10 protein-coding genes are annotated in these 14,989 nt (G+C 33.3%); 3 read left to right on the top strand and 7 right to left on the bottom strand.

Features of this window, described 5'->3' with window-relative positions; all coding sequences use genetic code 11:
* Positions 1-368: 368 nt before the first annotated feature.
* The 4 genes from BSF42_RS17425 to BSF42_RS17410 all read right to left on the bottom strand — a co-directional run bounded on the left by BSF42_RS17425 (position 369) and on the right by BSF42_RS17410 (position 9,250).
* Positions 369-2,435, bottom strand: a complete 2,067-nt coding sequence (locus BSF42_RS17425; protein WP_095954423.1) for a beta-N-acetylhexosaminidase — start codon at positions 2,433-2,435, stop codon at positions 369-371.
* Between the two features lie 153 nt (positions 2,436-2,588).
* Positions 2,589-4,523 (bottom strand): glucosamine-6-phosphate deaminase, encoded by a 1,935-nt coding sequence (gene nagB, locus BSF42_RS17420; RefSeq protein WP_095954372.1) that lies wholly within the window; start codon positions 4,521-4,523, stop codon positions 2,589-2,591.
* A gap of 109 nt (positions 4,524-4,632) precedes the next feature.
* Positions 4,633-6,201, bottom strand: coding sequence for a RagB/SusD family nutrient uptake outer membrane protein (locus BSF42_RS17415; RefSeq protein WP_095954371.1), 1,569 nt, complete (start codon positions 6,199-6,201; stop codon positions 4,633-4,635).
* A gap of 10 nt (positions 6,202-6,211) precedes the next feature.
* Positions 6,212-9,250, bottom strand: coding sequence for a SusC/RagA family TonB-linked outer membrane protein (locus tag BSF42_RS17410; protein WP_095954370.1), 3,039 nt, complete (start codon positions 9,248-9,250; stop codon positions 6,212-6,214).
* 271 nt (positions 9,251-9,521) lie between these two features.
* Between BSF42_RS17410 and BSF42_RS17405 the strand changes: the two genes are divergently transcribed.
* From BSF42_RS17405 to BSF42_RS17395, 3 genes are all read left to right on the top strand, one after another.
* On the top strand, positions 9,522-10,574 hold the full coding sequence (locus BSF42_RS17405) for a sensor histidine kinase (protein WP_095954369.1): 1,053 nt from the start codon (positions 9,522-9,524) through the stop codon (positions 10,572-10,574).
* Positions 10,564-11,265, top strand: coding sequence for a LytTR family DNA-binding domain-containing protein (locus tag BSF42_RS17400; protein ID WP_095954368.1), 702 nt, complete (start codon positions 10,564-10,566; stop codon positions 11,263-11,265). The genes BSF42_RS17405 and BSF42_RS17400 overlap by 11 nt, the downstream gene beginning before the upstream one ends.
* Positions 11,266-11,439: 174 nt before the next feature.
* The gene (locus BSF42_RS17395) at positions 11,440-12,909 is read left to right on the top strand and encodes an MFS transporter (RefSeq protein WP_095954367.1); all 1,470 of its coding nucleotides are present in this window, start codon (positions 11,440-11,442) and stop codon (positions 12,907-12,909) included.
* A gap of 320 nt (positions 12,910-13,229) precedes the next feature.
* On the opposite strand, the gene BSF42_RS17390 is transcribed toward BSF42_RS17395, so the two are convergent.
* The 3 genes from BSF42_RS17390 to BSF42_RS17380 form a co-directional block, all read right to left on the bottom strand.
* Positions 13,230-13,724: a hypothetical protein gene (locus tag BSF42_RS17390; protein WP_095954366.1), complete on the bottom strand. Its 495-nt coding sequence runs from the start codon at positions 13,722-13,724 to the stop codon at positions 13,230-13,232.
* Between the two features lie 90 nt (positions 13,725-13,814).
* Positions 13,815-14,471, bottom strand: coding sequence for a fructose-6-phosphate aldolase (fsa, locus tag BSF42_RS17385; protein ID WP_095954365.1), 657 nt, complete (start codon positions 14,469-14,471; stop codon positions 13,815-13,817).
* A 308-nt stretch (positions 14,472-14,779) separates the two neighbouring features.
* On the bottom strand, positions 14,780-14,986 hold the full coding sequence (locus tag BSF42_RS17380) for a hypothetical protein (RefSeq protein ID WP_095954364.1): 207 nt from the start codon (positions 14,984-14,986) through the stop codon (positions 14,780-14,782).
* Positions 14,987-14,989 lie beyond the last annotated feature (3 nt).

Raw genomic sequence — 14,989 nt, 5'->3', positions numbered from 1 at the left:
AAATTCATTTAAACAACATTTTTTTTTTAAAATAAAAAAACCTGACAACGAATTGCCAGGTTCTATAAATGTCCTCATTCAGGTAAAAACCAAATAACAAATTACCTAAACTCGATACATTGTTTTGAAATAAAATTTAGATTAAAAAATAAATAACCAAACTCAATTTTAACCCACCAAAAATTTTACCTCACTTAATTTTCATGAACTTTGTTATTAACTCTTGAAAATATATCTGATTCTAGTCATTTGATCTGACTAGAAAAATTTCTTTTTGTAAATATCTCTACCAGAATTATTCTGGCAGAGATAAATAATTTTAAATTAATTAAAGGCAATAACTTACTAAACACTAATTCAAACTAATTTTACAATAATTTTTTCAAGCTTGTATAAACAGCTAGTTCAACATCTGCATGATCTTTTGTATTACAATCTTCGACTAACTTTTTCAAATTATCCGATTTCAAAGTCGATTTATTATCCAGAACTAATAATAGTTCTTGCGAAGCATCGCTTAATTTTTTAGACAATGGTAATAATGGCTGCACTAATGGTGCATTGGCACTTAAGTCGGTTAAGCCTTTGTGCACGGCAATCCATTTATTGAAAAATGCTGTTACTTTAGCTTTATTTTCTGCCGATTTATTAGACAGATATTGCGTAACTGCTGCATCAAATACTAAAGCATCTTTAGCATCTGGACCACAGGCATCTGCAAATAATGTAAACGGAGAATACATTTGATATTCTGTACCGCCTTTGTTACGTGTGTATCCTTTTAATGGTTCACTTACAAACGAGAATTCCTCAAGCGCTTTAATATCCTGATTATTTGCAATATTTCGTAAAATCACATCTTTGTTTCGAATATGAGTAATACCCAGTTCTTCCAATCTAAATGAAACAGACTCTAAACGTTTGCGCATATCTGCGACATCTACGATATCTTCTGCAGACCAAAGTCTTTCTGCAATTGCAGCTGTTCTCGGCCAAAGTCTGGAATCTATTGTTGTTGATGTTACTAATTCTGTCCACATTGTAGCTTCACCGCCTAGAATTCTAGCTTTTTCTTCGGCAGTTAAATTTGCTCCTTTTGGCATTGGGTCATTTAAATAATGACTTGCAATTGGATACATCAAATCTATATAATAGCCATTTGATAAAACTGTTTTATATCCTTTTTTTACAGCATCTACTAAAGATTGTCCTGCAGCCATTCCTTCATTTGGACCTCTCCAAGAATGCACTATAGCTTCTTTAGACAAATCTTTGGTTAAGATTTCTTCCCATCCCATTAATTGTTTTCCGTGTTTCTTTAACATCGGCGCCAATTGCATGGTAAAGTAAGTTTGTAATTCGTGATTGGTTTTTAAATTATGTTTCTTTTTAAACTCCTGAATCTTAGGGTTTGCATCCCAGTCTTTTCCTTCGTTTTCATCTCCTCCAATATGGAAATAAGCACCTGGAAATAATGGACAAACCTCATCAAAAACACCGCTTAATATTTGATATGTTTTAGGATTTGAAGGATCTAATGTAGGCGAAAAAATACCTGCATTTCTTTCAATTCCATAGGTAGCGATTGCTGTACCTTGAATATTTTTTTCGGATGTGCCGCCAGTCAAAGTAATCACTTTACTTCCTATTTCTGGATAAGCCGTCAAAATCGCTGATCCGTGACCGGGAACATCTATTTCTGGAACTATCAAAATACCGCGCTCATCTGCGTATTTTACGATATTTTTAATTTCCTCTTGTGTATAATAAAGTCCATCTGAAGCTAATTCGATAAACTTTGTATATTTTTTCATTTCAATTCTCCAGCCTTGATCATCTACCAAGTGCCAGTGAAAAACATTCATTTTCATGGCTGCCAATGCATCAATATTTCTTTTGATCACATCAACAGGCTGAAAATGTCTTGAAGCATCAATCATTAAACCTCTCCAAGTAAATCTTGGGAAATCTGAAATTTTTGAAGCTGGAAAGTAAAAAGAGCTTGAATTATTTTGAAGCATTTGCAACAATGTCTCTAAACCGTGCAATGCGCCTAAATCACTTGAAGCGTTTAAAGTAATTTTATTTGAAGTAATATCTAAGTGGTAACTTTCATCTTCGTATAAACCGATTTTTCCGCTTTTTGTACAATTGATCTGCAATTCGGCATTTGGAACTTCATTTAATTTGGCAATATAACCTTGTTCGAAAAACATCCCTGTTCTACCATCTAAACGGCGCAAAAAACGAGTTACTCCACCAAAAATTCGCTGATTTGGATTACCTGTAATGTTAACTTTAAAATTTTTAGTTAAATTAAAATTCCCTTCATTAATAACAACATTTTGAGGCCAAGGCATAAGATTGAGTTGCTCTTTTTGGATTTGAGCACCTGCAGATATACCAGCAAATAATAGTACAAATAGATATTTCATTTTTCTTTTTTTTGGTTTGGATAGTTTTTGTAAGTATCCTAAAATTATATAAAAAAATGACAAAATTCAGAATGCGTCCTGCAATACCTCACATTTCTCAGTAAACATCTGAATTTTGTCATTTGATTCGTTCAAAACCGAATCTTTAATTCATTAGTAATCAAAACGTTTAAAGGCTTCTATTGCTTCATATTCTGCCAAACCTAATTCATCGTATAGGATGGCTGTGTTTTTGTTTCGGTCTTCTGCTCTAACCCAGAATTCTCTCGAATCATTTCCCTGAAACATAACCCTGTCTTTTTGAGACTGATGATATAAAATCGCATGTCGCTTTAATAAAACTTCTGACGGACTTAACGGAACAGCCATATCAATTTCATGAATATCCCATTCGTGCCAAGCTCCTCTGTAAAGCCATAACCAGCAGTCTTGCATATATGGTTCTGGTTTTAGTTCTTTTAAAGCAGCAAATATGGCATTCAAGCATACTTCATGAGTTCCGTGCGGATCTGCAAGGTCTCCGGCAGCAAATACTTGATGCGGTTTTATTTTTGCAATAATATCTTTTACAATAGCAATATCTTCTGTACCTAACGGATTCTTTTTTACTTGTCCAGTTTCATAAAAAGGAAGATCTAAAAAGTGTGTATTCTCATCCTTCAGCCCAATATAGCGCGTTGCCGCATAAGATTCTCTTCTTCGAATAAGTCCTTTTAATTTTCTAACTTCCAAAGAATCAATTTGATTTTCTGATTTATTGTTTAGAAATTCTATTACTTCTTTAAAATTAATATCCGAATGACCTTTAAGAAAGTCACTGGCAACTTCAGCAAACTTTAATGCTTCATCATCTGTAACCGCAATATTTCCAGAAGTCTGATAAACTACATGAACATCGTGACCTTGTTTGATTAACTTCGAAAATGTTCCTCCCATAGAAATCACATCATCGTCTGGATGCGGACTAAAAAGAATAATTCTCTTTTTTGCTGGATTAGCTCTTTCAGGACGATGCGAATCATCTGTGTTTGGTTTTCCTCCCGGCCAGCCTGTAATAGTGTGCTGTAAGACATTAAACATATTGATGTTCATATCGTAAGCAGAACCTTCCTGAGCCAAAAGATCAGACATTCCGTTATTATTATAATCACGATCTGTCAATTTCAGAATAGATTGTTTCGTTTTCTGACACAGCCAAACAATAGCTTTGCTTTTTAATTCAGTTGTCCAAAGACATTCCCCAACTAACCAAGGCGTTTTAAAACGGGTTAATTCTGAGGCTGCAGACTGATCTAAAACGAAAGTAGCATTAGGATGATTCTGTAAAAATGTTGCTGGAACTTCTGAGCTGATATCTCCCTGAATAGTTCTTTTGATGATATCCGCTTTATTTTGTCCCCATGCCATCAAAACAATACGTTTTGATCTCATGATGGTTGAAACTCCCATTGTAATAGCACGTTTCGGTACATTATCAATACCATTAAAGGCAGATGAAGCATCGACTCTTGTGATATGATCCAATGTAATAATTCGGGTTCCCGAATTAATATGCGAACCTGGCTCATTAAAACCAACGTGTCCTGTACGTCCAATTCCTAATAATTGAAAATCAAGGCCTCCTGCGTTTTTAATATTCATTTCGTAATCGATACAATATTGATTGATTTCCTCAATTGCAACTGTACCGTCAGGAATATTAATGTTTTCGGGTTTGATATCAATATGATTAAAAAGATGCTGATGCATGAAATAATGATAGCTCTGATTGTTCTCTTTAGTCATTGGATAATATTCATCCAGATTAAAAGTGATTACATTGCTAAAACTTAGTCCTTCTTCTCTGTGCATTCTCACCAGCTCTTCATAAACTTTAATAGGAGAAGAACCCGTAGCCAGACCTAAAACGCAAGATTTATTTTTCTCTTGTTTGGATCTAATTAACTGCGCAATTTCCTGTGCCACAATTGTAGAAGCTTCTATAGAACTTTTGAAGATTTCGTTATGAATTTTCTCATAACGAGTTTCTTCAAACTTTCCAGCGCTTTTGTAACTGATATCAGGTTTTATTTCTAAAGCACCTTTCATTTCTTTTCTTTTTTGTAGTAATTATCATTTTGGTTTTAAGAAATAGTATAGACAGCTTTCACTATCTATACTATTCACTACTAACCAAACTCAATATCCTTGTTTCTTTTTAGAAGTTTGCTTTATCAACATCCCACCAAAGTCTTGTTGCTCCGTTATCTGGACCGCCAAGTACAGCTACACCAGATTCAACTCCTTTAGGGTTGTTTGTAGTTTCAGACTGGGCAAAAGGCAATCTTCTTACACCTAACTCAGTACTGATAATTCCGCCGCTTTTGTTGTTAGTAATTCTAAATAATTTTGGATAACCTGTTCTTCTATATTCAGACCAAGCTTCTTGCCCATCAGGATATGTAGCAATCCATTTTTGAGTGATAATTTTTTCTAAATTGATTTCATTCGTTGCGCCCCAAGCTACAGTAACTTTAGAAACTGCTGGTGCATTATTTACAGCATTGATTGGATCAACATAATCTTTTGCAACTTTTACATTATCTGCAATATAAGCAGCCGCACCGTCAGCACCATTTTGGTCAAAAGATGCTTTAATACCAGCTTCATATAAATCTTTAGCTGCACCATCCATATTCCATCCTCTTAAAGCACCTTCAGCTCTTAAGAAATAAACTTCAGCTGTAGACATCCAGGTAACTTCTCCAGTTTTTGTTCTGTCTCCAGTTCTTGAAAAATTAGCATAAGTTGAAGGCGTTGGATAAACAATTCCTGTTCTAACCCCTCTGTATTCTCCTGGAACCTGAGTTGAAGGTTCCCAATATTTCGCTAATCGAGGATCATCATATCCTACTAAGATAGACTCCATATCAGCTCCCATTGATAAACCTACCCAAACATGGCTCATTACATCTATAACATTTAAATCTAATGGAGATTTTATTTTGATTAAATCATTATTAATTTTGAAAACTCCTATAGAATGACTTACCGCTTTTTCTGCTTCTGTTTTAGCTAAAGCAGGATCCACTTTAGAGATACGCATTGCTAATCTCAAACGTAGTGAGTTTGCATATTTAACCCATTGCGTATAGTTCCCAGCATAATTTGACTGATCTGTTTCTGTAAATTTAGAAAGTTCACCACTAGCTACTCTTGCAGATAAGTCTGTAACAGCAAAATCTAAATCTTTAAACATCTGTGTGTAAATTTGCTGCTGAGAGTCGTAAGTTGCTAAACCTTCTCCTCCAAATTTAGAATATACTGCAGGTCCATACATATCTGTAATACGCTGCATAGTTGCCACTTTTATAATAAGTGACCATGCATAAAACTCATCGTATTTTCCTTTTGCTCTTTGTTCTACTTTATATAAGTTGGCGATAATATTTACATAAGCATCATCCCAAGCATAGGTATTCCAAGCAGGATTTAGATTGTAACTATGGTTGTTAATACCCCCAAATTCATTTGGAGAAGTCATATATCCAGACCAGCCGTCTGCTTGCAAACTCTGTTGCAGCTGATACTGCCAAGTAACATCTGAAATATAAAGTCTCGTAAAGGCAGGCTTAATTAAACCTTTTATATTATTAAAATTTTGCTCTAAATCCGGTGTAGTAGCTCCTACAGGATTTTGATTCATCTCGTCAAAATTATCTGTACAACTAATAGCTGTCAGAAGCGAGAAGCATATCGCTGTTCTTTTTATTATATTTAATGTCATGATAGTAAGATTAGAATGTTAAGTTTAAATTAAGACCGATACTTCTTGTTGACGGCATTCCGAATACATCAACACCTTGTAAACCTTCACCTGTACTTAGTGCCACATTTGGATCAAATGGAGCATCTTTATAAATAAAGAATAAATTTCTAGCAATTAAAGAGATTGATGCCGTTTGAACAAATGGTAATGTTGCTTTATTGAATGTATATCCAATAGATATCTCTCTAACACTAACATTTGTAGCATCGTAGATGTATTGACTGCTGACACCGTTTCTTCCTGCTGTATTACTGTAATACTCGTAAGGATCCATAGAAGTTACAGCAGTTCCGTCGCTTGCTTTAACACCGTTGATATTTACTACACCAGCATTTCTAGCATCACCCGTTGCTTTTGAAACACCGTTAAAATCATTGATTGCTTGTGTCAAACTAAGTACTTCACCTCCAAAACGACCGTCAAGTAAAATATTAGCAGTAAAAGCACCAATTTTGAATGTATTAGACCAGCCTAACATAAAATCAGGATTTGCATTTCCTATTTCTGTCCAATCTGTTCTTTGTAATGTATTATCATCATTAACTAAGATTCTTCCTTGAGCATCTCTCTTGAAGTCATATCCTTCGATTACACCAAATGGTCTTCCTTCAATTAATGAATATCTGTATGAGTTAGATCCTGGATCTGTAAGAACAATTCTTCCTCCTGTAGATTCTGATGGAATATCATTTACCCTGCTTTTGTTTTGTGAGTAGTTAATTCTTGATTCCCAATTGAATTTTTCACCTCTAATAATATCAGCAAACAAAACAACCTCAAAACCTTTATTAGAAATACTACCTGCATTAATAGCATAGTTAGTATAACCATTAGGATTTGTAGATTCTGCCGGTACTTGAAGAAATTGATTTTTAGTATCAGAAGTATAGTAAGACACTTCAAAACCTAATCTGTTATTAAACATTCTCCATTCTGTACCAAACTCCCATTCAGATTTTAATTCGTTTTTTAAACTTGTACCTGGTTTTGGTCCAACAGGAGGATTTACAATATTTCCAGCTACAATACCAGATGTAGGACTTGTAATTGTAGAAGCAATATCGTTACCAACTTGAGCAAAGGTTGCACGAACTTTACCATAGCTAATAAATTCAGGCATTGCAGCCATTTCGCTAAGAATTGCAGTTGCTCCAACAGATGGATAAAAATATCCTGGAGTATCAGTATTTGCAAGTGTAGAAGACCAATCGTTTCTTCCTGCAAGATCTAGGAATAAATAATCATTGTAACCTAAAGTTGCTGCTGCAAATACAGATTGAACTTCTCTCTCTGCACCAGTTTGAACATTTCCGTTATTATTTACAAAGTTTCCTAAAGTAAAGATATTATCATAAACAAGACCTCCTCCAATTCCTGAATCAACTGTAAGACCAGTAGCTCTAGAATGATTGATACTTGTTCCTAATGTTCCATTAAAACTAAAATTGTCATTAATTTTTGTATTAAACAAAGCAATTAAATCAGCATAATTTTGAGTTCCTATAAGATTTGCGTTGATATATCTTCCTGTTGGATGTACTAAAGAACTAGCAGAACTTCCGTACATTCCTTTTTGAAAATTACTTTCGTTTCTGTTATAGCTGTATCTTGAAGTTAAATGAAACCATTCAGCAATTTTATAATCTAAAGCGATAGAACCTGTAAAGAAATTATTTGTATCTACAGATTTTTGTCTGTTGATCTGCCAATAAGGATTTTCATTGCTTTCGTTTACTGCTGCGAAACCAGGATAGTTTTGCTGCATCATGTTTTTAACAGGATCAAAAACCTCAAACTCTTTCAAATCATTTAGTGTAAAAGCTCTTGGGTGACTGTAAACACCAGCGATTGGGTTAAAATACAAACCGTTAGTTGGTCTGTTGTTAATTGTCTGAGTAACATAATTTGCAGTTACTGCAACGCTTAACTTATCTTTAAAATATTTACTAGTCTGGCGAATTCCAAAGTTATTTTTCTTTAAGTGATTTCCTGGAACAATACCGTTAGAATCTGTATTAGCATAACTTAAAGCTGTCGAAGCACCTTCTGTAGCTTTTGAAAAAGTCATAGAAGTAATTTGAGTATTTCCTACTTCAAAAAAATCTTTAATGTCTTTATCTCCTTCTACTTTTTGTTTTGCACCCCAGCTTCTAGGGTCACCTGCGTTAGAAGTATAGTCCGATTGAAATTCAGGAAGATAAGCAGCACTTTCAAAAGTAGTTACTGAATTTACATTGAAAGATTCTGAACCAGCTTTTACTTTTTTAGAAGATAATAAAATTACTCCATTTGCTCCTTGAGAACCATATAAAACAGAAGCTGCAGCACCTTTAAGAACTGTCATACCTTCGTAATCATCTGGATTTATTAAAGAAACAACATCTCCTCCATCTTTGTTACCACCATTTAAATCTCCAAAAGTTCCATTTGGCTGTCCAGCACCTCCATTGTATAATGGAATACCATCAATTACATATAATGGCTGATTGTTTACGAAAGAAGAATTACCACGAATAACAACTTTTGTTGTTCCACCCGCTCCAGAAGAACTTCTTGTTACTGCAACACCGGCAATTTTACCAGCAACAGTATTAATTAAGTTGGCATCTTTTACACGAGTTAATTCTTCTCCTTTAAGCTCTTGCGCTGCATAAGCCAAAGATTTTCTTGATTTTTTAATACCTAAAGAGGTTACGACAACTTCATTTAAGGCATTTGAAGCACCTTGAACCAATTTCACATTAATAGTTGCAGCATCACCTACAACAATTGTCTGAGTTTCCAGTCCTACATAAGTAAAAACTAAAGTCTGACCTTTTTGAGCTTCGATGGTATACAATCCGTCAAAATCGGTAGTAGCTCCTTTTTGACCTCCTTGCACTGCAACAGATGCGCCCGGTAATGGTAAACCATCAGAATCTGTAATCACACCCTTGACACTTTTTACTTGTGCAAGCGAAACCTGCGCCGTAAAAACAATCATAAAGATTAAGAAAATTTTTTTCATGTTTATTTTATTTTGTTAGTTATGAAGTAAAATTATTCTTAAGACATTGTTAAAAAAAATAAATTAAACCAACAGCAATAAAATTTAAACGAACGACATAAATCATTCAATAATGCGTTTTACGAAAACGTTCTATTTCAAAAATAAAAGACGAATTTCCTTTTTTTATGAAATTTTATTCAAAAAAATTGCGCCTTTGCCTTTAATTGTTTAAAGTTGCACAATAATTAATGATGTTAAGAAAAACCCAAAATAAGTTAATTACCACCAATTGAAAGAAATACGAAAAGTTAAGTTTGATATAAAACTGCAAAATCACATTTGGTTTTGGGGAGTATACTTTACATTGAACTTTTTAAGATGGGGTGCTTACTTTAATGATTACCCCTACGCGTTCAAATCTAACTTAATTGAATTTTCGCTTGTAATTCCTTTAGTATATTTGAATTTATTTGTTTTAGTACCCAAATATGTATTAAAGCAAAAATACATTCAGTATACAGTCTGGCTCTTAATGAGTCTTTTTGGAATCTATTTATTAAAAACCGCCCTGACTTATTATATTATTTCAGAAAATATCTGGCCGGAAGCGAATAGAGAATACCATCCCTTCGAAATCAATCATATTGTAGCGGTATGCATAGGAGAATTATATGTTGTTGCAATGGCATCTTCTGTGTACCTTACCTTAACTTGGCTTAAGGAAAGAGAAAGGAATAGATCTTTACGAGAAAATCAGTTTAAAATCAAATTAAAATATCTCGAAAATCAGATTCAGCCGCATTTCTTTTTCAATACTTTAAATAATTTATACGCGTTATCATTAGAGTCTTCCAAGAAAGTTCCAGACGTAATTATTAAGCTTTCTAATTTAATGGAATATGTGCTTTACGATGTAAAAGGAACTAAATTTGTACCATTAATAAAAGAAATCGATTACATTCAAAATTACATTGAAATCGAAAAACTTCGTTTTGAAAATGTGGAAGTAACCGTAAATTTGGAATCGAATATCGAAGATGTAGTAGTACCGCCGCTTATCTTTATTTCATTAGTAGAAAATGCCTTTAAACATGGAGGCGTAAACAATAAAAATTTAAAGATTAAGATCAATTGTAAAGTGATCGACAATAAAACACTCGATTTTGAAATCTTAAATAATTTTGTAATTTCACAAAGTCATAATCCGAAAAGAGGAATTGGTTTAGTAAACACAAAAAAGAGATTAAAACTCATTTACAAAAACAATTTTAGCCTTAAGCACAAAACCAAACTTAATTTCTACATAATCAGATTACAAATACCTACTCAGAATGAAGATTAAATGCGTGTTAATTGATGATGAACCATTAGCGATCAAAGTCCTGCAAAATTATTTCACCAATTTTACAGATTTTGAAGTTATAGGAACATTCAATAACTCTTTAGAGGCGCTGGATTTTATCAACAGTACACCTGTCGATGCCGTCTTTCTTGATATCAACATGCCTATGATGACAGGTTTTGAACTTATTAGTCTAATAGAAAACAAAACCAAAGTTATCATTACAACTGCTTTTAGAGAATTTGCTGCCGAAAGTTATGATCTCGATGTTTTAGATTATTTAGTGAAACCTATTCCGCTTCCGAGATTTATTAAATGCATCAATAAAATTACAACCGAATACAATCTCAAAAACAATATTAAAGTTGAAACTACAAAAGGTGATTCTCATATTTTTATTAAGGTAGATAAAAAAATGATGAAAATTAATATTGAGGAAATTTTGTTTGTCGAAGGAATGAAAGAATACATTAAAGTTGTCACACCTGATAAAACCTATATTACACATAAATCTCTTACATCTTTATCTGAAGAACTCCCTGCCGATCGCTTTGTTAGAATCCACAAATCGTATGTAATTGCACTAAATAAGGTAAAATCCATAGAAGGAAACCGTGTTCAGATCCAATCTTACAACATTCCAATAGGAAGAAACTACAGTAAAGAGGTCAAAAATAAAATTTTAGAGTAAATATAATTACAAATTACATTTTCTAAAGAGGTTAAAATTAACACTTTGTTGAAAAAAGAGTGCCGTTGGTATAAATTTAACATTATTTATACCTTTTTATTTTTTTTTGATAATCCTAACAAATATATTTACGGTCTTCAAAAAACAATAAAATAAAAAATTAACCTTATTATTATGAGTTCAGAAAATGTGCAAACCAAATGGGGGCAGTTTATCTCGTTGATAATCGTCTTCTTCTTTTGGGGTTTTGTTGGTTCTGCCAATGATATCCTTATCCCAGTTTTCAAAAAAGTATTCACTTTATCGCAAGTACAATCACAATTAGTGGCTTGGGCTTTTTATGCTGCATACTTCGTAGGATCTATTATTTTCTTTTTAGTATCCTTGAAAATGGACGTTTTACAAAAATTCGGATATAAAAAAACCCTTTCTGCTGGTTTACTCCTTTCAGCAGTAGGATCATTTTTATTCATTCCTGCAGCAACAATGGAAAGTTTCCCTTTCTTTTTAACAGCTCTATTTACTGTAGGTTTAGGATTCTCAATACAACAAATTGTTGCTAATCCGTTAGCTATTAAAATGGGAAGTCCTGCAACCGGAGCACACCGTTTAACATTAGCAGGAGGTATTAACTCTTTTGGAACAACAATTGGAGCTATTCTTTTAGGAATCGCTTTATTCGGAATGGGAGACAACAAAAACACTACACTTTCATTAGAAGATATCAAATTACCTTTCATCATTCTTGGTTTAGCATTTATTGTTGTTGCCATTTTTATGAACTTCTCTAAAATCGAAGATCCTGAAAAAGAAGAAGTTGAAGTAGTTAAAACTGCTCACGAAAAATTCAATATTTTAGATTACCCGCAGCTTTATTTAGGAATGTTAGGAATCTTTATTTATGTTGGAACTGAGGTTACAATTATTAGTAATTTGCCGGCTTTATTGCATACTGCAGAATTCGGAAACGTTCTGGAAGATGCTATTGCACCATTTATTGCTCTTTACTGGGGAAGTTTAATGATTGGCCGTTGGAATGGTGGTGTGAACGTTTTCAACACTTCAAATCTTGTAAATACTGCATTAAAATTCATCGTCCCTGCTTTAGCATTTGGAGTAATTATTGGAGCAAATATTTTTGCTGCACATGATGTTTCTTCATTCTACATTTACCCAATCTGGATCTTATTGTTTATCGCAGTAAGTTTTGTTGGAGGTAAAAATGCTGGAAAAACTTTAATGCTTTTCGGAATTTCAGGGTTATTAATGATGGTTTTAGGTTTAGTTTGGCCAAATCCAGAAATAGCTAAATTCTTCTTTATTTCAGGAGGTTTATTCTTGTCTATTATGTGGCCGTCAATCTTCGATTTAGCTATTGCAGGTTTAGGAAAAAACACAGGAAAAGCGTCTTCTTTCTTAATCATGATGATTCTTGGAGGTGGTGTTATTCCATTAGTTCAAGGAAGTATTTGTGACTTTGACGTTTCTCATCCAGGAGGGATTTTCGGAATTACGTGGACACATTTCTCTTATATCGTACCTCTTTTAGGTTTTGCTTACTTAGGTTTCTACGGCTACTATTGCCCTATTATATTAAAAAAACAAGGTATCAACCACGTTGAAGGCGGTGGCGGAGGTCACTAAAAATTTATAAAAAAAAAACAATCCGAAAACTTGGGATAAATTCCAAATTCCAATTCTTATTAATTGGGATTTGGAATTTTTTAATTTAAAGAAATCCGAGAGGTTTTTTATAAAATTCCAATTTATTAAATTCCAAATTCCAACTTTACAATGACTGGAATTTGGATTTTTAATTCAAACAAACCTGTCAGGTTTACTACATCTATTCTATTATTATAAAAATTCCAAATTCCAACTTTATAATAATGGGGACTGATATTTTTTTCAGAACAACAGTTATCTTTTATAAAAAACCTTAGAATCTTAGAACCTTAGCCCCTTTACCTAGCACTAATAACATTACTTAAATTCTTTTTAAAAACAGCCTTATTTTTAGCCGATAAAGAATAAACAACATCTTTATCAGCATGGACGATTACTTTATCTATATCAGCCTTTAAAAGCGCTTCAGGGTCTTTTATTTTCAAAGTACAGGCTCCATCAAAAAAGCCGTCATCCTCAATAATCTTTTTGGCCTCAATAACACTTCCGTCACTTAAAACCGCAGAAATGGTCATTTCTTTATTTAATGTTTTCGAATAAAAACCATCCATAACCAAAAGCAGCCTGTAGCTATTTTTCATTTCCGGGCCTTTGAACTCATGTCTCGTAATATTATACCGAAGCCCTTTTGCCAGCATTTGAAATTTTACAGAACTATCCAATTCATAAGTAGCCACATCTCCAGCCTCATTTACAGAAGTAATAACTTTCGCTTGAGCATTTACCGAAAAACTAGCCGCGAAAAAAGACAACATTATCAATACAACTTTCATAATCAACTATTTAAGATTCATATAAAAGTAAAAAAAATCGCCTTTTCTCGTTAGAAAAAAGGCGATTTTAATTTTATAAGTATCTGATAATTATTTATTTCCCTTCTCAAAGTCAGCTATAAATTGAGCTAAACCGATGTCTGTTAAAGGATGTTTCAATAATCCGTAAATTGCAGAAAGAGGTCCAGTCATAACATCAGCACCAATTTTAGCGCAGTTCACAATATGCATTGTGTGACGAACAGAAGCAGCTAAAATTTGAGTTTCGTAACCGTAGTTATCGTAAACTTCTCTAATTTCTTGAATCAAATTCAATCCGTCAGTAGAAATATCATCTAAACGACCAACAAACGGAGAAACATAAGTAGCACCAGCTTTAGCAGCCAAAAGCGCTTGCCCTACAGAGAAAACAAGAGTCACGTTAGTTTTAATTCCTTTATCAGAAAAATATTTTGCAGCCATAACACCTTCCTTAGTCATCGGAAGTTTTACAACGATTTGGTCATGTAATTCAGCCAGCTCCTCACCTTCTTTAACCATTCCGTCAAAGTCAAGCGCATTAACTTCAGCACTTACATCACCTTCAACAAGATTGCAAATGTCAACATAATGCTTTAAAATATTGTTTTTTCCGGTAATACCTTCTTTCGCCATCAAAGACGGGTTAGTTGTTACACCATCCAAAACACCTAAAGCTTGTGCTTCTTTAATTTGAGCTAAATTAGCTGTGTCAATAAAAAATTTCATAATCTATTATATTTAAATTGTGTTGATTAACTAGGCGTGACCACATTTACGAAAGGCTCACTCATCAAAACGTTAATGAGCGTCCTTTTCAAATCTGGTTGGGCTACCGCTCCGTCGCAGCAGATCAGCTTTTATCCCTCACGCAAATTCAGCTGCAAAATTACGAAATCAATACCAATAACAATTTCAAAAACCAAATCAATTTGTAAATTATACTAAAATTCACAAAATAATTGTAAACAAGAAATTTACTTCAGTTTAAAAAAAGGCAACATTCTTATTTTCAAAAGCAGCTTAAAATTAACCATTTATAAATTCCCTGAAGAGTTTTTTCTATTTAACTCTTTCAATTCATCTCTAATTTCTTGAAGAACTTTTACCGTTTCTTCTTTGTAAATCTCCGAATTATTTATTCTATCACTTACAGCAGAGAATATTCTACGAATTACAAACCAAATAAAAACTATAACTAAAACGCCAAAAATTGTAGGCCATAATTCTGTAATCTTATCCATAAT

Source organism: Flavobacterium sp. ACN6, assembly GCF_002304005.1.
Taxonomy (GTDB): Bacteria; Bacteroidota; Bacteroidia; order Flavobacteriales; family Flavobacteriaceae; genus Flavobacterium.
The sequence above is the reverse complement of the archived record's forward strand: the minus strand, read 5'-3'. Positions and strand labels throughout refer to the sequence as shown.